A 16877-nucleotide genomic window follows, 5' to 3' on the forward strand; every position below is an offset into this window, starting at 1 on the left:
CTGGACGTGATTACATGAATAATCACGACCACTTTCAAGTACCCCGCCGCCGTCGGTGAAGCACGAATGCTGCAACCGCCTCACGACGGCGCTTCCCCCAGGGTAGAGGCACCGAGACCGGACTCGCAGGACGGTGGAGGGCCGGTGGATGTCTGACCGAGCACTTTCGACGCCGCTCGACGATAGCTTTGAGCGTTACCTCCAGGACAAGGGGAAAGGCCGCGGTGGCGACGGCGGGAACTATCGACGAAACGCTGCGCGTGAGCTCGAGCGGTTCGCCGAGTGGGTCGCCGGCGACCGCGGTGACGACGACTGGGCCGGGATCGTCCCCAACGACGTCGACCGCGATCCCACCTTCGACGATCTCGACGAACGCGTCTTCCGCGAGTACGCCCGGTATCTCGCTGGTGACCGTGGCCTCAAACAGAACACCGTCCAAACCTATTACCGCTATATCTCTGCGTGGTGTGGCTGGTGCGTCAACGAGGGATATCTCGAAGCCCATTACGCGCAACGGGCGAGTGCGATGGCGCCGCTGCCGGAGGACGACGGCCGCAAGCCCGGCGACCAGCAGGCCTGGACGTCCGAACAGCGCCACGCCCTCACCCGCCACGTCGACGAACAGGCTCGCGACGTCGTCGAGGCGTACACGACACTCCCAGAGGATACTGACTCCCTCGACAAGCAACGAGCACGCTACGCGGCGCTGAAGGCGGCTCGTGACCGGGCTCTGGTGTTCGTCCTCGCGTACACCGCCGTCCGCGTCGGCGAACTCCTCCGCGATCCGAACGACCCGCGCCGGCGCGGCGTCCGCTGGGAGGACCTCTCCCTCGACGACGGCAGTATGGACGTCTACCGGAAGAAACAGCAGTGGGACGCCGCGAGTCTCCCCGACCCGGTGATCTCGCCGCTGCGGAGCTTCCGTCAGCTGATGGACCCACCGACGGAGCGCTGGCCGGTGTTTCCGACGTTCGACCAACGGACGCTCGCAGAGCTCGTTCGGGAAGAGCTAGGCGAACGAGGGGAACGTTCAGAAGCAATTACTGAGTGCCGTAACGAATACGCCCGCGACCTCCTGCTGGCGCTCGATGAGGACATTCGGCCGCCGTCGATCACGACGGACGGCGCACGGTCAATTCTTCAACGGCTCTCGGAGACCGCAGAGATCGATATCGACCATCCGAAACACGATTATCTTGCCCCGCACGGTGGTCGTCGTGGTATGGGGGAGGTGCTTGTCCGCGCGTTCGGGTACACGGTGGCGGCCCGGTATCTCGATAACTCAGAGGAGATGGTTCGGGAGCGATATTCGCACATCGAGGCCGGAGAACTCGGTGACGTTGCAACAGAGGCGCTCTCAGAGATTGATGGGTAATTAACGGTACTCCTAGTGCCGAGTTTTCGGCACTACACTCTTCTCAACACCTCTCGAACTCTATCGTATGCCTGACAACGTTCTCGTCGCCTTGGACGGCTCCCCGCTTGCCGAGCGTGCACTCATATACGCACTCGAGACCTTTCCGAACGCCACGATTACCACTATTTACGTCATCAACCCGATCGATTCGGTAATCGATGTAGAGGCCGGCGGCTTGCCAGTCGCAGAGGACTGGTACGATACCGCCCAGGAGCGGGCGACCGAGATTCACACGACTGCGACGGATCTCGCGGCGGACCACGATATTGTGCTCGATACTGTCACTGAAGTCGGGAAACCAGCGCGTGAGATTCTCGACTACGCTGCGGACAACGGCATCGACCAGATCGTTATGGGGAGCCACGGTCGGTCAGGCCTAGACCGGACGTTCCTCGGAAGTGTTGCCGAGACAGTCACTCGCCGAGCACAGATCCCGGTAACCATCATTGGATGAAACCCTCGACTCGTGTGCCGGGATTAGGATCGGATGAATGCTCGTCGGCCCACCTCAAACGTGAAATCAAACCAACTCATAGGTACCGAGAACGTGGCTGTTACTGAATCTCCATCTCTCTCGACGTGTACGATCCACATTGAACGACGGGGTGGTCGGGGCGACGCGGGAGCACGGGCACTTGAACGACATCTTAGGCGTCTCTCCGGCGTCCACGATGTTGACGTCTCGTTTCGAACAGGAGACGCCCGGATCACCTACGACGGGAGCCTCATCTCAGAAGAAACGATTCGAGACGCTGTCCGCGACCGCCACGTGTCGATTCAGGACGAATCTGAGACAGCAACGGATGAGGTGAGTACCCGCTCGGAACTCAGGCAGGAGGTCGTGTTCGTCGGCTTGACCCTCCTCGGGATGGCCGTCGGCCTAGTGACGGGGTGGCTCGAAGGACCTCAACTTCTCATGTGGGCTGGGTACGGCGTCGCATACGTCTTCGGTGGCTGGTACGGACTCAAAGGGGCGGTCGAGACGCTGCGCCACCGTGCGGTCGACATCGACCTGTTGATGATCGTCGCGGCACTCGGTGCCCTCTCGATTGGCGCCCCGTTCGAGGGCGCGATGCTGCTGTTCCTGTTTTCGCTCTCGAATACGCTCCAGCACTACGCGATCGGCCGCTCACGCCGAGCGATCAAGTCCCTCGTCGAGATGCGACCGGATGAAGCGCAGGTGCTACGCGACGGGGAGGAGGTCACCGTCCCAATCGACGAAGTCGCCGTGGGCGACGTGTTCGTCGTCCGCCCGGGTGACCGCATCCCGCTCGACGGCGTCGTCACGTCCGGCGAGGGGACGGTCGATCAGGCGTCGCTCACCGGTGAGTCCGTCCCCGTGCCGAAGGAACCCGGTGACGAGGTGTTCGGGGGGACGATCAACGAGAGCGGCAGCCTCGAAATCGAGGTCACGCGGCAGGCCCACGAGTCGGCGATCAGCCGTCTCATCCATATGGTCGAGCGTGCTCAGAGCGAGAAGGCGCCTACACAGCGGCTCATCGACCGCCTCGAGCAGCCGTACGTCCTCGGCGTGTTCGGACTCACAATCGCGGCGATCGCCATCCCGCTCGCGCTCGGAAGCGAGTTCACCAGCACGTTCTACCGCGCGATGACGCTCATGGTCGCTGCGTCGCCGTGTGCGGTCATCATTTCCACGCCGGCGGCGGTGCTGTCGGCGATCGCCTCCGGCGGCCGGCAGGGCGTCTTGTTCAAGGGCGGCGAACACGTCGAGGCGGCGGCGAACATCGACGCGGTCGCATTCGACAAAACGGGCACCCTCACGCGGGGCGAGACACAGCTGACGGACGTGTTCGTCCGGGATGGCCTCGCGGACGAGTCACTGACGCCCGACGAGCTGCTCTCGCTCGTAGCCTCCGTCCAGGCCCGCTCGGAGCATCACTTGGCTCGTGCGACCGTCTCGGAAGCCGAAGCCCGCGCCCTCGACGTCCCCGACGCGCGACGGTTTCAGTCGGAGGCCGGGAAAGGCGTGCGCGCCGACGTCGACGACGGAACCATCCACATCGGGAATCGGAGTTACGTCGAGACGGTTCTCGAAGACGCTGCGATCGAGGGACTCGAACCCGGTCTCGACAGGCTTCGGACCCTGGAGGCGGAGGGGAAGACCAGTGTCCTTGTCGCCCGCGAGCACGCTGGCAACGCCACGGTACTGGGATGGCTTGCGTTCACCGACACGGTCCGGCCGGGGGCTGCAGAGATGATCGAGGATCTCCGGTCGCTCGGTGTGGAGCACATCGTTATGCTGACCGGCGACAACGAACGTGTCGCCCAGCAGATCGCCGACGAAGTCGGTATCGACGAGGTACAGGCGGAACTGCTGCCGGAAGAGAAGGTGGCAACTATCGAAGACCTGGTTGAGCGATACGAGAACGTGGCGATGGTGGGTGACGGGGTGAACGACGCACCCGCGTTGGCGACGGCGACGCTCGGGATCGCGATGGGTGGCGCCGGGACCGACGTTGCCCTCGAAACGGCTGACGTCGTCTTGATGGGCGACGACATCGGGAAGATCCCCTACGTGCTCGGACTCGGTCGCAGGACGCGCCGGACGTTGACGGTCAATCTCACAATCGCCTTCGGTGCGATCGCCCTGATGGTTGGGACGATTCTGTTGCGAGGCATCCCCCTGCCGCTGGCCGTGGTCGGCCACGAGGGGTCCACCGTCCTCGTTTCACTGAACGGGCTTCGGTTACTCGGATTCCGTGAATAACGGTCGCTGAAGGCTTCGAACGGACCGATCAGCAACAGCTGGTGTCGTCGGGAGTCCACTCACACGCATTGCCGGTAGTAAGATTGTTTTCGTCGATATATGCGGAGAGACAGGCGTAGTTACAGAAGTACTTGGGCGAGCCACAGTCATCATCGCAGTCGCGGACGCAGATGGGGTCGTGGTCGAAGATTTGGGATTCACAGTACGCACACGTCTCGTCTGTTTCGGGTGCTGAGACGGTCGTCGACATACTCGTGTCGAGGAGGCTCTCACGGATAACGTTTCCTCGGGCTGTACTGAGTGATGCCAATTACCAGCCCGCATTATCACCCACAGATGTCCCCCGCAGAGCTGTAAAGCCGCCCGTCACAGTTCCTCAGCTCCTGGTTCGCGTCACCCGTCGATATCCTTCGTACAGGGCCGGTAATCCGAGCGGAAGTGCGAGGAACCCGAACCCGAGAAGGGCATATCGGTCTGTATCCTGGTGTCGCATGACGAGGAGCGTCGTGACGATGCCGAATAGCGCAATTGTGTATGCCGTGTTGCTCCAGAGCACGTCGTAGGTCGAACAGTACAGCCAGCAAACGAACGTGTAGGCTGGGGCGTTCCAAGTCGGAGGATGGAGTTTCGGCCAGAAGAACCGGCAGTACGTGGTCCAGCCCAGCATCGCCAGGGTCGGCAACCCGACGAGCCACACCGCTGCTCCACGGCTCCTGTCGCCGTATCGCCGGTATCCGGCGAGGAAGAGTGCGGGGAAGCAGAAAACCCACAGCCAGATGCCGATAGTGTAGGTCACTGGCCAGTGCTCGATGCGGGGCTGTACAACCGGCAGCCGTACTGCCTTGGGCAGCGTCGCCCACGGGAACGAGGGGTCGGGAACCGGATTCGTGAGGAACGCGACCAGACAGAGTCCCGTCCCGACGAGGAGTCCGTACAGTCCCAGCGTCATGTATCGGTCAAGCCACGGTGGAAGCTGCAGATGCCTTGGCTCTTGACGGCGGTCGGAGAATCCGGTCATCATTCAAGTTTCGCGGGTGGAAATCAGGTATCTCGTTCGAGTGCTTCGCGTCGCTGTTCGTATTCCTCGTCGGTCAGCTCTCCGCGGGCGTAGGCGACCCGGAGCTCCTCGAGGGCTTGGTCTGAGCTACTCTCACTTCCCGTAATCGCACGGTAGATGAGGTAGCCACCGCCGAGGAGGGCAGCGAGGAACAGTAACTGCATCACGATGCCGACGATGAACATCCAGCCAGGCATCGTCCCGTCACCCCACATGTGACCGCCCCACATCCCGCCCATCATTGGGCCGAACCCCATCATCCCGAAGCCCATGAAGAACAGTGGGACGATGAATACGGCACCGATGATAACGAGGAGGAGCGTAACAAGTCGCGTGTCGTCTGAATTTGTCGGCATATTGTAATCCCTCCGTGAGTTTGGGTCTCAAGTAATACTACGTCCTAACTATTCAATGCGGTTGTGCCTTCGACCTGCGTGTTCTACCCACCGCTAATCTTTTGAATTCATACTTACCGCGGCTCTAACCCGAACTATCTGAAGGAAAACTGCAAAAGATGATCCGCACGATGATACATCTATGCAGGTGACGATGGTCGAGGGCATCTTCGAAGCCCTCCGAATCGGTGTCGGGTTCCTCTGGACGGCGGCGTGGGCGATCATTATGGGTCTCACGATCACGAGTCTCGTCCAGGTCTACGTCTCCAAGGAGCGGATGGCACAGGTGCTGGGCGACGGTGATCTGAGTGGGCTCACCAAGGCGACCGCGTTCGGCGCGGCGAGCAGCGGCTGCAGTTTCGGCGCTGTCGCTATCGGGAAGGGCCTGTTCAAGAAGGGAGCGCACGCGGTGAACTTCCTCGCGTTCATGTTCGCGTCGACGAATCTCATCGTCGAACTCGGGCTGATGATTCTGATTCTGCTCGGCTGGGAGTTCCTCCTGGCGGAACTGCTGGGCGGCCTCATCCTCATCGCCGTGATGGCGGTGATCGTCCACCTCACGCTCCCCGAGAATCTCTTCGACGAGGTCCGGGAGACGCTCAACGAGCGCGACCGTGAGGCGGGCGTCACCGAAGACCCCACCTGCGGGATGGAAGGCAAAGACGAGTACACGCTCACGACCGACGGTGGGGAGACGCTCAAATTCTGCTCGGAGGGCTGTATGGAGACCTACCGCCAGGAGACGTCGAGTCGCGGCGGGTGGCGTGACGAGTTGCTGTCGTGGGGTGGCTGGTACAAAATCGGGAATCAGTACCGCAAGGAGTGGTCGATGATCTGGAAGGACATCGTCGCTGGCTTCCTCATCTCGGGGTTCGTCATCGTCTTCGTCCCCCAGTGGGTGTGGAACACGCTGTTCATTCAGGGCGACGGCCTGCTCGTGACCGCCGAGAACGCAATTATGGGTGTCACCATAGCCGTCCTCAGTTTCGTTGGCAGTATGGGCAACGTCCCGTTCGCCGTCGCGCTGTGGGGCGGTGGCGTCAGCTTCGCCGGGATCATCGCGTTCGTCTACGCCGACCTCATCACGATCCCCGTGCTGAACGTCTACCGGAAGTACTACGGCTGGAAGATCATGCTGTACATCCTCGGCGTCTTTTTCGTGACGATGGCGTTCACCGGCTTCCTCATGGAGCTGCTGTTCGACGCGCTGGGAATCGTTCCGGATCTGGCGGGCGGCGAGACGGCGACGGAGCAGACGTACTTCAAACTCAACTACACGTTCTATCTCAACCTCATCGCGTTCGCGCTCTCCGGGTTCCTGCTGTATGTTTATCGTCGCGGTCTCGGTGCGCCCGGCCAGTACCGCGATCCCGTCTGTGGGATGCGGACTGACGACAGCGAGCCATCGGCGACGCACGACGGCGAGACGTACTACTTCTGCTCGCAGACCTGCAAGGAGACCTTCGGGGAAAACCCGGACGAATACGCCACCGGGCATCCGATGGTGATGGAGGGGCACGACCACTGACGGACAGCTCGTTGATGGTTCACAGTCTCGATTGAGTACGTCAGTCGTGCTTGGACACATCCGCTGACGCGGCCATACTGAACACGCTACCGTGACTCTTGAGCAGAGAGAATTGGAAGCCGAATTTATGATACCCGCCTTTGAATTCTGACTGAATGTACGACCGAATTCTCCTGTCGACCGATGGAACTGTTGCGTCTGAAGATGCTGAAACGCATGCACTCGAGCTCGCAGCCGCTCACAACGCAGTCCTCCATGTGCTCTACGTCGTTGACGAGGATGTCGTAACTGCGTACAGCGGGGACGAGTACGTCGACGAAGCCGAAGGTCCCGAACACGGTCTCGAAGAACACGGCGAGGAGACGCTTTCCGAACTCCGACGTCGAGCCGCAGAAACCGATGTCGATGTCGAGACGGCAATGCAACATGGCCGCCCCGCTGAGACCATCGTGGACCACGCAGACGACTGTGACGCCGATCTCCTCGTGCTCGGTACCAAACGCCGGCCGGACGAATATCGTGCGTTGCTCGGAAGTGTCACCGACCGCGTCCTTCGGCTGACGACGCGTCCGGCAACCGTCGTGAAAACCGAAGTCAGCGAGTAGGGAACGACCGTCCGTTACCGTCCATCATCTGGTGTGAGACGGGCGCGACGGCGGTCAAACTCCTCGTCGTCGATCTCGCCACGGGCGTACCGCTCTTGGAGGACGGCGAGTGCGCTATCCTCAGCGGGGCCGTTCGATTGCGACCGCGTTCCCAGCCAGTAGATGAAACCGAGGGGGACGGCGACGAGGAGTGCCATCCACAGGAGACCGAACAGCATCATCCCCCAGCCCCAGCTACCCCATCCGGCCATGTGGCCGTCGTTCCACATCCCGTCGTGCCAGCCCCACATCATTGCATCTGGGACAGTCGCGTGTGTTAGCGCCATTCCGGCGACGACGGCCAGAGCCAGCGCTCCGACGACGATGAGTCCCAGAGAACGAATCCCGCGTGCTTGAATTGGATTTTGCATTGTTGTACTCCCAAAGGTCTCGGCGTGGTTAGCCGAGGATGTATTCGAGGGCGGGATAGCGCTCGACGAGCGTCTCGCCGCCGACGTCGTAGTTCTCGATGTACTGGTCGAGGCCCAGGATGCGGCCCGCGGCGAACGCGGCGACCGCGAGGAACACGAGCATGTACGCGAAGTCCCCGTTGATGAACCCGTGACCCATGTCCCAGTTCCCGAAGTAGAACATGAGCATCATGAGCGCGCCGAAGAACGCCGCGAGGCGGACGAACGCGCCAACGAGCAGGCCGAGGCCGATGAACAGCTCGCCCCACGGCACGGCGACGTTCGCGAACTCGACGAACCACGGCGTGCTACCCATCCACGCGAACATGCCCGCGAGCGGGTTGCCGTTCGTCGCCGCGACGTTCGACAGGTAGCCGCCGGCGGCGAACTCGCCGGTGATCTTCGTGAACCCGGAGTACGCGAACGCGTAGCCCATCATGAGGCGGAGCGCGAGTACGAACCACGCGCTGAGGCTGTGGACTTTCCCGCCGACGGTCAGGCCGCCGACTCTGCTCTCGAGCTGGTTCATGCCGGAGTCGAGTGTGGACATAATTATTGCACCTTCAACTATCAGTAGGCGGAGTAAGACGATATAATAGCGAGCCGGCGTTCTGAGTCAGAAAACCGGGGGGCTATATTACGCTCCTGTCGCGAGTACGGACGTGTGACTGAGGAGGCCGACCCGTCGGACATCTTCGCCACGCTTGACGACGAGTATGCCCGGGACATCCTCGTGGCGACGAAGACCGACCGACTGTCCGCGAAAGAACTCAGCGAGGAATGCGACATGTCACGGCCGACCGTCTCACGCCGTGTCACGCGCCTCGTCGAGCAGGGCCTCCTCGAGGAGTACACGCACGTTGACCCCGACGGACGGCACTACAGTGAGTACGAGGCGCGCCTCGAACGCGTCGAAGTTCTCCTGCAGGCCAAGGGCTTCGATGTCCAGATCGATGTCCGGCCGGACCCCGCCGACCGGATTACGACCATCTTCGAGGAGATGCGGGGAGACTGACTCATGGAACACACGTTATTCGTCATCGGCAAGCTGTTCACGACCGCGCTGGCGCTGGTAATCGCGTACCAAGCCTATCGTGGGTACCAGCGGCATCACACGCAGTTGCTCCTGTACGTCGCCGCCGGCTTCGCGCTGGTCGGGTTGGGCGGCCTTCTCGAAGGCGTCCTCTTCGAACTCCTCCAGGTGTCGATCTTCGAAGCAGGATTCGTCGCAGCAGTTGTCACCGCAGCCGGGATGCTGTCAATTCTCTACGCCCTCTATGCCCCGAACCCCTGAGTATTCGGGACATTCATTCGAGAAGCGTCCTCTGGGCGTCGTTCCTTATTCGAAGTCGCTATTGTTCGGATTCCCTTATTCTCGCTAGTGTAGGGTCGCAGCGGGAATTATGTCCGCACCAGTCGTACAATATCGTATGATTCGAACACTCGTGGGTGTCCTCGGCGCTATCTCAGCACTGTTCCCGGACAAGATCGTCGGGCTCTTCGAGAAACTCGCGATTGCGAACCCAAGTGAGGGAACTGTGAGAGAGTGGGTCCGTCCAGCTATCCGGTCGGAGGGCGTTCTGATAGCTGCGATTTCCCTCCGTAACGGGCGAGCATACGCGTGGCTGATGAATCTTACCGGCCTGTTCGGCGCGATCGTCCTCCTGTTTCCCGATCTGTATCGGAGATTTGCCACCGCGTTCCTGTACGAGCGTCCGGAGTCGATAGAATGGAATGAGCGATTCCGCTCGGGTATTCGGGCTATCGGCGCACTATATGTCTTTTTAGCAGCGAAGACGTACAGGGAGCGCCACAACGAGACCTGAATCTTCCCGCCATCGACAGCTGGTGAATCTGTGATTTGGTTCGTTGCGCCCGCAGGTGTTACTTGGATTCTAAAGTTTGACCCCCAAGAGACCAGTATGATCGAAGAGGGAATCCGCTAAAGAGAGGGAGACGTATGTACCTCTGTATGACGACAACCATCACCGTGGAAGGAATGTCGTGCGGTCACTGTGAGCAGACGGTCGAAGAGGCCCTTGAAGAGGTCTCTGGCGTGACTTCCGTGACCGTCGACAGGGAAAGCGAACAGGCAAGTGTCGAGGGTGAGGCAGAGGTCACGGCCCTTGTGGAGGCCGTCGAAGGCGCAGGGTACACCGCTCACGCCTGAGTAGGAATTAGCGGATAGCACGGACCGCTTCGAGACGACGGTCTACAGTTGTCTTTGGAGTTTGCCTACGATGGTCCTGCTGTACGGTTTCAGGGGCGAAGATTCAGGAAGCCAGCGAATCCACCTCTACAGAGAACATGATCTATGGATGACCACAAAGATACAACTGAGAATTCCCAGGGAGGAGAGGATCAGCAGGACACCAGCAGTCACCAGCACGAACACGGCGACCACGATGAAGCGGTCGGTGAATCTGACGAAGAAGGGGTAGAACAGGAGCTACTGGAGGACGAGGCTCACCCTGCTGCGGCGAATGAAATGGCATCCCACGAGCAGCACGAGCACGCCGGACACGAGGGCGAAGGGCACGACCACGGTTCCCACGAGGGCCACGGTGAGGGGCATGGCGGGATGCACGAAGGCCACGAGCAGATGTTCCGCCGGCGCTTCTTCGTCTCGACGCTCCTGTCGATTCCCGTCCTCCTGTACAGCGAAATGCTCCAGGAGTGGCTCGGGTTCTCCGTCCCAACGTTCCCGGGGAGCGAGTGGATCAACCCGGTGTTCGCCGTCATCGTCTTCGCGTACGGTGGGGTGCCGTTCCTCCAGATGGCGGTGCCGGAGCTGAAAGACCGGGCACCGGGGATGATGACGCTCATCTCGATGGCGATCACCGTCGCGTTCGTCTACAGCCTCGCGAGCGTGGTGTTCCCGACGCAGTCGGCGTTCTTCTGGGAGCTCGTCACACTGATCGACATCATGCTCCTCGGCCACTGGATCGAGATGCGGTCGGTACGCCGAGCCTCGAGCGCCGTCGACGAACTGGCGAAGCTGATGCCGGACACAGCAGAACGACTCACCGAGGACGGCGAGACCGAAGAGGTCCCTGTTAGTGAGCTCTCCGAGGGAGACCTCGTGCTCGTCCGGCCGGGCGCGAGCGTGCCCGCCGACGGCGTCGTCGAGGAGGGAGATTCAGACGTCAACGAGTCGATGATCACGGGTGAGTCCAAGCCCGTCTCGAAGGAACCCGGCGACGAGGTCATCGGTGGGACGATCAACGGTGACGGCAGTCTCCGTGTCCGTGTCGGTGCGACGGGCGAGGAGACGACGCTTGCTGGCATCATGCGGCTCGTCGAGGAAGCTCAGCAGAGCAAGTCCAAGACGCAGGTGCTGGCCGACCGCGCGGCGGGCTGGCTGTTCTACGTCGCGCTCGGGGCGGCAGTCGTGACCGCAATCGCGTGGACGGTAGCGGTGTCGTTCGATGCGACCGTCATCGAGCGCGTCGTCACGGTGCTCGTCATCGCCTGCCCACACGCCCTTGGACTCGCCATCCCCCTCGTCGTCGCAATCAACACCTCCCTGGCGGCGCGCAACGGGATGCTCGTCCGCGACCGCATCGCGATGGAGGACGCACGGAAGCTGGACGCGATCATCTTCGACAAGACGGGGACGCTCACCGAAGGCGAGCACGGCGTCGTCGATATGGCGACCGTCGACGGCGTCGACAAGGACGACGCGCTCGCACTGGCGGCAGCTGTCGAGAGCGACTCCGAACACATGATCGCACGAGCCATCCGCGAGGCAGCTGACGAGCGTGATCTCAGTGCCCCTGATGCGTCCGGCTTCGAGGCAATCAAAGGGCGAGGGGTCCGGGCGAACATCGATGGAAGCGAGGTGTACGTCGGCGGTCCGAATCTGCTCTCACAGCTCGATAGCGAGATCCCCAACCATCTCCAGCACTTCGCTGACAAGGCCGGCCAGAACGCCCAGACGGTGGTGTATCTCGTTCGCGACGGAGAGTTGATCGCCGCGTTCGCGATGGCCGACGTGATCCGCGAGGAGAGTTTCCGCGTCGTCGACGCCCTCCACGAGCTAGGCATCGAGGTGGCGATGCTGACCGGCGATTCGCAGGACGTCGCCAACGCTGTCGCCGACGAACTGGGCATCGACACGGTGTTCGCGGAAGTCCTCCCCGAAGACAAGGACAAGAAAGTCCAGGAGCTCCAGGACCAGGGCAAGCTCGTGGGGATGGTCGGCGACGGTGTGAACGATGCGCCGGCGCTGACGCGGGCCGACGTCGGCATCGCAATCGGGAGCGGTACCGACGTTGCGGTCCAGTCGGCGGACGTCATCCTCGTGCAGAACAACCCGATGGACGTCGTTCGGCTGGTGAAACTCAGTAAGGCGAGCTACCGGAAGATGCAGGAGAACATCGTCTGGGCGGCCGGCTACAACATCTTCGCGATTCCGCTTGCAGCAGGCGTGTTGGCACCGATTGGGATTCTGCTATCCCCGGCTGTGGGTGCGCTTCTGATGTCGTTGAGTACAGTAATCGTCGCGATCAACGCCCAGCTGCTCCGCCGCGTGGACCTGTCCATCCCCGAGCTTCCAAGCGGGACACCAGCGACTGACGCACAACCTGCAGACTGAAACGCTCCCGATCGCTTCGGAGCTTCTTTCAATTGAGTTCGGTTGATGGACAGCAAATGGCGACACTGCGTGATTTCGGTGGGTATCGCTATGCAGTCACCGATTCCACAGTTTTCTCGAGGGGTACGTAGTTTGGTATACACAGACGCTTCCTCTGATGGGCTACATTGTTGCACCAGCACTAGGTTTATACCGTTAGACGGACTTCATTCCGATATGAGCCTCGAAGAAACGGTTGACTACCTCGCCGAGGAACTCGACCTCGAGCGAAGTGAACACGTCCGTGAGGTTGGTCAGTCGGTCGCCGAGCTTCGCGACTGATCAGAACATTTCTCTGAAGTCTCGTTCGACCAGTCCGTTCTCCAGATACGTGATGAACTCTTGTTTCGTTGGTCCTTGACGGTCAAGTAGATCGTCCCGTCCTGCTCGTTCGAGAACTGCCTGCGCGAAGTCCGTACAGTGGGATTCGTGCTGCCCAGCATACTCTGAGAGGGCTTCTCGCCAGTGCATATCCAGCTCGAACTCGGCTAATCGGATTTGGATCCCATCTTTCCGTTCGACGAGGTCGACGTCCAGCTCTTCGAGTTGCTTGAAACGGAGGTTGTTCCGGCGGACAGTAATGAGCCGTTTGGAATCGACGATATAGGGATCGACCCACTCTCGCCAGGAATCGTCGTCGACGTGTGTTCGTGGCATCTCAAAATCCGGGTCCACACCCTCAATACAGAACTGCAGCATCGCGATGCCAGTTCGATGATTCGCATTCGGGAGGGAATGTCGGAGAATCAAATTCGACATCACCTCTCCAGCGACGGTCGGAAGTGGTGCTCCCCAGGAGACGTGATCGAGTGCCTGCTGGATCTTTTGCGGTTCGAACTCCTTGTAGAGCCGGAACTCATCCTCATCTCGAACATCGACCGCGGCTTCGAGCAACTCTACTAATCGGAATGCGACAACCTGCCCAGCACGGGGGAGGTCACGAATACGGTCGCTCAGCCATTCCTGATCGAAGTCGACCTCTCGGGCTGATTCGATCTCTGAATCGCCTTCGTAGAGCACATAGACCGGTGTTTCAAAGGGGTACCCGATGAGCTTTGTCGACTCGTCGGATTGCTCTCGCTGAGACAGGATCTCTGCCACCGATGCCGAGCTATATTTGAGTGAGAAATTCTCGGCCTGTGGGTGGTGATAGAAGACGAGCCGAGCCATCTTACTGTGGATTCGTGGGAAGTGGGTAAAGCAGTCCCGCTTTTATAATGATTCTACGACGGAGTGGGTGCGTTCACGTCTTCTAAATACTGACTTTCCCACTCACGTCGCGCCTCGATTTCCCGCAATCCGCGTTGCGTGACTGTGTACACGTTCGTCCGCTTGTCGAGTTCGCCCTTCTCCAGCAGTCCTTTGTTGACGAGATCGTCGAGATTCGGATAGAGGCGGCCATGATTGATCTCCTGCTCGTAATAGTCGTCGAGTTCGTCCTTGATTGCGAGCCCATGTGGTTCCTCGAGACCGGTGGTTACGTACAAGATATCCCGCTGGAACCCAGTTAGATCGTGCATCTGCCTGTTCCCTATTTTTGAGGGGTGGCATATGTTCTCTCTGGTACTCAGAGGCGAATTCGGCGGGACTGGTCAGGAAGACTACGTGAGAACTTCGAACCTTTATATGGTGGACAAGAGAAGTCCGCGATGGAATGTCTGACCTAATCGTCAAAGCAGCCGTGAAGGACGCACTTTCGGACCACAACGTCTCGGCAGATTTCTACGACGCCCTCAACGAAGAGGTCGCCGAACTGCTCGACGACGCCGCAGAGCGTGCCGAGGCCAACGACCGGAAGACGGTCCAGCCCCGCGACCTGTAGGCCTGCGTAACGCAGCCCATCCGGCACTCGAACGTAGCTTTTTGAGGTTACTGTTCAGAAGTTAGGCAACGGAGATGGCGGACGCACCGGATACCGAACGGCAGGCGGTCGAACCCGATGCGAGAGAGGTCCTTAGCGTGTCCCAGCTGAACGACCGGATCGCGTCGGTCGTCCAGGACACGCCTGCCCTCAACGGCGTCCGCTGTATCGGGGAGGTCACCGACCTCCACCAGAACAGCACGGCGCTCTACTTCACGCTCACCGACGGCGAGGCCGAGCTCCCCTGTATGATCTGGGCGAACCGCTACCGGGAGATGGACGCCGACCTCGAGGACGGGACCGAAGTCATCCTCGAGGGCGATATCGATTACTGGGGGGAAGGTGGGAAAATCGACCTCAAACCGTGGGAGGTGATCGTCGTTGGCGACGGCGACCAGGCGGCTGCCGTCGAGCGACTGCGAAGCGAACTCGAAGAGCGTGGCTGGTTCGAGGACGAACAGAAACAGCAACCGCCGGCGTTCCCGGAGCGGGTCGGTGTCGTCACGTCCCTTCAAGGAGACGCCCGGTACGACATCCAAAACGCGATCCACGGACAGGACCCCACCGTCGACATCCTGGTGAAGGACGCAACCGTCCAGGGGTCGAACGCGCCGACGTCCATCGCGAACGGCATCCACCATCTCGACCGCTCGGAGGACGTCGACGCCATCATCGTCAGTCGGGGCGGTGGGAGCGATTCGAACCTCCAAGCCTTCAACACCGAGCGGGTCGCGGAGGCGATCTTCACCGCGAATACCCCGGTTGTCACCGCGATTGGCCACACCGATGACCGACTCATCGCGGATCAGGTGGCGGACGTCGCGACGATCACGCCGACCGCCGCCGGTGAGTATATCGTGAACTCCCGCCAAGAGTTCCTTGCGAGTGAGATCGAGCCGCTGGAGCAACAGCTTGACGCCGCGTACGAGACCTTCCAGCAGGACCACGAACACGAACAGGAGCTCGCCGAAGCAGTCGATGAAGCGACCGCACCCGAGGGCCTCCCACCGATTTACTACAAGGTCGCCATCGCTGTACTGCTGTTGCTGTTACTGGTCATCACTGGGCTTTGGCTGGGGGTGATCTAACCGTGGCAAAAGACGCCGAAATCCACGATCGGGTGAGTCGCGTCGAGGAAATTATTGAGCAGCTCGACGCGGACGAGTGCGACCTCGATGAAGGTACTGCACTCCACGAGGAAGGGGAGGAACTCCTGGCCGAGGTGCGAGAGATCCTCGACGAGGGGAGCGGCGAAGTTGTGGAGCTCGAGTAAGCGAGCTGATTCTCAGCTTTAACCAACAGACTCCCCACCGCACTCGGCATGTGTTGGTTAATACTTTTTCTACGAGGGCAACAAGTAATTTGGTTATAATTTACTCAACAAATTTGCAGTTATTGGTGGCCAGAAAGCATTTAGGCATCATCCAGCTACCGCGCCAATATGTACCGGGACTCAGCCGGTGCATACCCATACCCGCATGTATGATTACGAGGTCAGTCACCATCGAAGACATCGATGACCTGTACCTGATGTGGAACGACCACATCAACGCCTCCGCCCTCTATCGCCGCGCCCTCCGCGAGGAAATGGAAGTCCGCGGTGTTGACCCCGATGAACTCCGCGACCTCCTCGAACGGGCCCGCGAACAAGGCTACACACTCGAAGAGATCGCAGAGGACACCAACCGCTTCGACGACCTCCAGTCTCTCGTCGAAGAGCAGCAGAACCAGCCCACGGCTGGAGACGCCACTGACGACTAACCCGCTATGTCACAGGATCAGACTCCCTCCGACCCTGAGCGTAGCGTCGAAAACCAGTCACCGCTGACCGGGAAGATCCCTCGACAGGCAGCGCTCACCGTCGTCCTCCTGAGCCTGTTCGCTGTCCAGCCGGTCGCCGCCCAGAGTAACGCCGTCTGTAGCGCAGACAACCTCCCGAGTATGATTGAGGGGTTCTTCCAGCTGACCACCGCGCTGGGGATCGTCGGCCTCGCCATCGTCTGGCAGGCTGACTCCCTCATCGAGATGTTTACCCTCAATCCCGAGCAGAAGAAGGGCCTCAAGCGCCACAAGCGGTCGGCGATGAAGTCCGCGGTCGTCCTCGTCGTGCTCGGCCCGCTCTATACGGTTGCCGGGTCGATGATGGGCCTCCCGCTGGCGCAGTGCGTCGACCTCGTCCCCTGGTAACCACTCCGCAGTCC

Annotated in this window: 23 protein-coding genes; 16 read left to right on the top strand and 7 right to left on the bottom strand. The window is 60.7% G+C overall.

The window, feature by feature from the left end:
* The first annotated feature begins 148 nt into the window (after window positions 1-148).
* The 3 genes from HHUB_RS14660 to HHUB_RS14670 all read left to right on the top strand — a co-directional run bounded on the left by HHUB_RS14660 (window position 149) and on the right by HHUB_RS14670 (window position 4145).
* On the top strand, window positions 149-1375 hold the full coding sequence (locus HHUB_RS14660; RefSeq protein WP_059059084.1) for a tyrosine-type recombinase/integrase: 1227 nt from the start codon (window positions 149-151) through the stop codon (window positions 1373-1375).
* A gap of 67 nt (window positions 1376-1442) precedes the next feature.
* Window positions 1443-1871 carry a universal stress protein gene (locus HHUB_RS14665; RefSeq protein ID WP_059058841.1) on the top strand — a complete coding sequence of 143 codons (429 nt, stop codon included), beginning with the start codon at window positions 1443-1445 and terminating at the stop codon, window positions 1869-1871.
* Between the two features lie 93 nt (window positions 1872-1964).
* The gene (locus HHUB_RS14670; RefSeq protein ID WP_059058843.1) at window positions 1965-4145 is read left to right on the top strand and encodes a heavy metal translocating P-type ATPase; all 2181 of its coding nucleotides are present in this window, start codon (window positions 1965-1967) and stop codon (window positions 4143-4145) included.
* Window positions 4146-4173: 28 nt separating this feature from the next.
* On the opposite strand, the gene HHUB_RS16260 is transcribed toward HHUB_RS14670, so the two are convergent.
* The 3 genes from HHUB_RS16260 to HHUB_RS14680 form a co-directional block, all read right to left on the bottom strand.
* Window positions 4174-4395: a hypothetical protein gene (locus tag HHUB_RS16260; protein ID WP_082687294.1), complete on the bottom strand. Its 222-nt coding sequence runs from the start codon at window positions 4393-4395 to the stop codon at window positions 4174-4176.
* A gap of 126 nt (window positions 4396-4521) precedes the next feature.
* The gene (locus tag HHUB_RS14675; RefSeq protein WP_059059086.1) at window positions 4522-5163 is read right to left on the bottom strand and encodes a hypothetical protein; all 642 of its coding nucleotides are present in this window, start codon (window positions 5161-5163) and stop codon (window positions 4522-4524) included.
* Window positions 5164-5186: 23 nt separating this feature from the next.
* Window positions 5187-5558, bottom strand: coding sequence for an SHOCT domain-containing protein (locus HHUB_RS14680; protein WP_059058844.1), 372 nt, complete (start codon window positions 5556-5558; stop codon window positions 5187-5189).
* Window positions 5559-5739: 181 nt separating this feature from the next.
* Here HHUB_RS14680 and HHUB_RS14685 point away from each other — a divergent pair, with 181 nt between their 5' ends.
* Entirely contained in the window at window positions 5740-7125 is a 1386-nt protein-coding gene (locus HHUB_RS14685; protein ID WP_059058845.1) for a permease, read from the top strand.
* 155 nt (window positions 7126-7280) lie between these two features.
* Window positions 7281-7730: a universal stress protein gene (locus HHUB_RS14690; RefSeq protein WP_008364394.1), complete on the top strand. Its 450-nt coding sequence runs from the start codon at window positions 7281-7283 to the stop codon at window positions 7728-7730.
* A 14-nt stretch (window positions 7731-7744) separates the two neighbouring features.
* Here the strand turns inward: HHUB_RS14690 and HHUB_RS14695 are convergent, their stop codons facing one another.
* Window positions 7745-8140, bottom strand: coding sequence for an SHOCT domain-containing protein (locus tag HHUB_RS14695; RefSeq protein WP_049986821.1), 396 nt, complete (start codon window positions 8138-8140; stop codon window positions 7745-7747).
* Window positions 8141-8168: 28 nt separating this feature from the next.
* A complete protein-coding gene (locus HHUB_RS14700; RefSeq protein ID WP_058365957.1) occupies window positions 8169-8729 on the bottom strand; it encodes a DoxX family protein in 561 nt (186 codons plus the stop codon).
* Between the two features lie 114 nt (window positions 8730-8843).
* Here HHUB_RS14700 and HHUB_RS14705 point away from each other — a divergent pair, with 114 nt between their 5' ends.
* From HHUB_RS14705 to HHUB_RS14725, 6 genes are all read left to right on the top strand, one after another.
* Complete coding sequence (locus tag HHUB_RS14705) at window positions 8844-9194, top strand: ArsR/SmtB family transcription factor (RefSeq protein WP_058365958.1); 351 nt, start codon at window positions 8844-8846, stop codon at window positions 9192-9194.
* Window positions 9195-9197: 3 nt separating this feature from the next.
* On the top strand, window positions 9198-9473 hold the full coding sequence (locus HHUB_RS14710; RefSeq protein WP_049987862.1) for a DUF7521 family protein: 276 nt from the start codon (window positions 9198-9200) through the stop codon (window positions 9471-9473).
* Window positions 9474-9609: 136 nt separating this feature from the next.
* The gene (locus tag HHUB_RS14715) at window positions 9610-10005 is read left to right on the top strand and encodes a hypothetical protein (RefSeq protein ID WP_058365393.1); all 396 of its coding nucleotides are present in this window, start codon (window positions 9610-9612) and stop codon (window positions 10003-10005) included.
* A gap of 146 nt (window positions 10006-10151) precedes the next feature.
* The gene (locus tag HHUB_RS14720) at window positions 10152-10349 is read left to right on the top strand and encodes a heavy-metal-associated domain-containing protein (RefSeq protein WP_049987864.1); all 198 of its coding nucleotides are present in this window, start codon (window positions 10152-10154) and stop codon (window positions 10347-10349) included.
* Between the two features lie 70 nt (window positions 10350-10419).
* Window positions 10420-10620 carry a hypothetical protein gene (locus HHUB_RS17440; RefSeq protein ID WP_231554340.1) on the top strand — a complete coding sequence of 67 codons (201 nt, stop codon included), beginning with the start codon at window positions 10420-10422 and terminating at the stop codon, window positions 10618-10620.
* A 140-nt stretch (window positions 10621-10760) separates the two neighbouring features.
* Window positions 10761-12776 (top strand): heavy metal translocating P-type ATPase, encoded by a 2016-nt coding sequence (locus tag HHUB_RS14725; protein WP_238324118.1) that lies wholly within the window; start codon window positions 10761-10763, stop codon window positions 12774-12776.
* 321 nt (window positions 12777-13097) lie between these two features.
* Here the strand turns inward: HHUB_RS14725 and HHUB_RS14730 are convergent, their stop codons facing one another.
* A complete protein-coding gene (locus HHUB_RS14730) occupies window positions 13098-13985 on the bottom strand; it encodes a hypothetical protein (protein WP_058365179.1) in 888 nt (295 codons plus the stop codon).
* A gap of 53 nt (window positions 13986-14038) precedes the next feature.
* The gene (locus HHUB_RS14735; RefSeq protein WP_006183479.1) at window positions 14039-14335 is read right to left on the bottom strand and encodes a PadR family transcriptional regulator; all 297 of its coding nucleotides are present in this window, start codon (window positions 14333-14335) and stop codon (window positions 14039-14041) included.
* A gap of 134 nt (window positions 14336-14469) precedes the next feature.
* On the opposite strand from HHUB_RS14735, the gene HHUB_RS14740 reads away from it, so the two are divergent.
* From HHUB_RS14740 to HHUB_RS14760, 5 genes are all read left to right on the top strand, one after another.
* Window positions 14470-14637, top strand: a complete 168-nt coding sequence (locus HHUB_RS14740) for a DNA-binding protein (RefSeq protein WP_004048632.1) — start codon at window positions 14470-14472, stop codon at window positions 14635-14637.
* Between the two features lie 74 nt (window positions 14638-14711).
* Window positions 14712-15764: an exodeoxyribonuclease VII large subunit gene (gene xseA, locus HHUB_RS14745; protein ID WP_059058850.1), complete on the top strand. Its 1053-nt coding sequence runs from the start codon at window positions 14712-14714 to the stop codon at window positions 15762-15764.
* 2 nt (window positions 15765-15766) lie between these two features.
* Window positions 15767-15949, top strand: a complete 183-nt coding sequence (xseB, locus tag HHUB_RS14750) for an exodeoxyribonuclease VII small subunit (protein WP_059058852.1) — start codon at window positions 15767-15769, stop codon at window positions 15947-15949.
* Between the two features lie 209 nt (window positions 15950-16158).
* Complete coding sequence (locus tag HHUB_RS14755) at window positions 16159-16437, top strand: hypothetical protein (protein WP_008364407.1); 279 nt, start codon at window positions 16159-16161, stop codon at window positions 16435-16437.
* A 6-nt stretch (window positions 16438-16443) separates the two neighbouring features.
* Entirely contained in the window at window positions 16444-16863 is a 420-nt protein-coding gene (locus HHUB_RS14760; protein ID WP_008364408.1) for a hypothetical protein, read from the top strand.
* The last annotated feature ends 14 nt before the right edge of the window (window positions 16864-16877 follow it).

Source organism: Halobacterium hubeiense, from assembly GCF_001488575.1.
Taxonomy (GTDB): domain Archaea; phylum Halobacteriota; class Halobacteria; order Halobacteriales; family Halobacteriaceae; genus Halobacterium; species Halobacterium hubeiense.

Coding starts and splice junctions, on each gene's coding strand:
- HHUB_RS16260 (WP_082687294.1), bottom strand. CDS start 4,395: ATGTCGACGACCGTCTCAGCACCCGAAACAGACGAGACGTGTGCGTAC.
- HHUB_RS14710 (WP_049987862.1), top strand. CDS start 9,198: ATGGAACACACGTTATTCGTCATCGGCAAGCTGTTCACGACCGCGCTG.
- HHUB_RS14700 (WP_058365957.1), bottom strand. CDS start 8,729: ATGTCCACACTCGACTCCGGCATGAACCAGCTCGAGAGCAGAGTCGGC.
- HHUB_RS14735 (WP_006183479.1), bottom strand. CDS start 14,335: ATGCACGATCTAACTGGGTTCCAGCGGGATATCTTGTACGTAACCACC.
- HHUB_RS14730 (WP_058365179.1), bottom strand. CDS start 13,985: ATGGCTCGGCTCGTCTTCTATCACCACCCACAGGCCGAGAATTTCTCA.
- HHUB_RS14755 (WP_008364407.1), top strand. CDS start 16,159: ATGATTACGAGGTCAGTCACCATCGAAGACATCGATGACCTGTACCTG.
- xseA (WP_059058850.1), top strand. CDS start 14,712: ATGGCGGACGCACCGGATACCGAACGGCAGGCGGTCGAACCCGATGCG.
- HHUB_RS14740 (WP_004048632.1), top strand. CDS start 14,470: ATGTCTGACCTAATCGTCAAAGCAGCCGTGAAGGACGCACTTTCGGAC.
- HHUB_RS17440 (WP_231554340.1), top strand. CDS start 10,420: ATGGTCCTGCTGTACGGTTTCAGGGGCGAAGATTCAGGAAGCCAGCGA.
- HHUB_RS14665 (WP_059058841.1), top strand. CDS start 1,443: ATGCCTGACAACGTTCTCGTCGCCTTGGACGGCTCCCCGCTTGCCGAG.
- HHUB_RS14690 (WP_008364394.1), top strand. CDS start 7,281: ATGTACGACCGAATTCTCCTGTCGACCGATGGAACTGTTGCGTCTGAA.
- HHUB_RS14720 (WP_049987864.1), top strand. CDS start 10,152: ATGACGACAACCATCACCGTGGAAGGAATGTCGTGCGGTCACTGTGAG.
- HHUB_RS14760 (WP_008364408.1), top strand. CDS start 16,444: ATGTCACAGGATCAGACTCCCTCCGACCCTGAGCGTAGCGTCGAAAAC.
- HHUB_RS14685 (WP_059058845.1), top strand. CDS start 5,740: ATGCAGGTGACGATGGTCGAGGGCATCTTCGAAGCCCTCCGAATCGGT.
- HHUB_RS14695 (WP_049986821.1), bottom strand. CDS start 8,140: ATGCAAAATCCAATTCAAGCACGCGGGATTCGTTCTCTGGGACTCATC.
- HHUB_RS14680 (WP_059058844.1), bottom strand. CDS start 5,558: ATGCCGACAAATTCAGACGACACGCGACTTGTTACGCTCCTCCTCGTT.
- HHUB_RS14660 (WP_059059084.1), top strand. CDS start 149: ATGTCTGACCGAGCACTTTCGACGCCGCTCGACGATAGCTTTGAGCGT.
- HHUB_RS14725 (WP_238324118.1), top strand. CDS start 10,761: ATGCACGAAGGCCACGAGCAGATGTTCCGCCGGCGCTTCTTCGTCTCG.
- HHUB_RS14675 (WP_059059086.1), bottom strand. CDS start 5,163: ATGACCGGATTCTCCGACCGCCGTCAAGAGCCAAGGCATCTGCAGCTT.
- HHUB_RS14715 (WP_058365393.1), top strand. CDS start 9,610: ATGATTCGAACACTCGTGGGTGTCCTCGGCGCTATCTCAGCACTGTTC.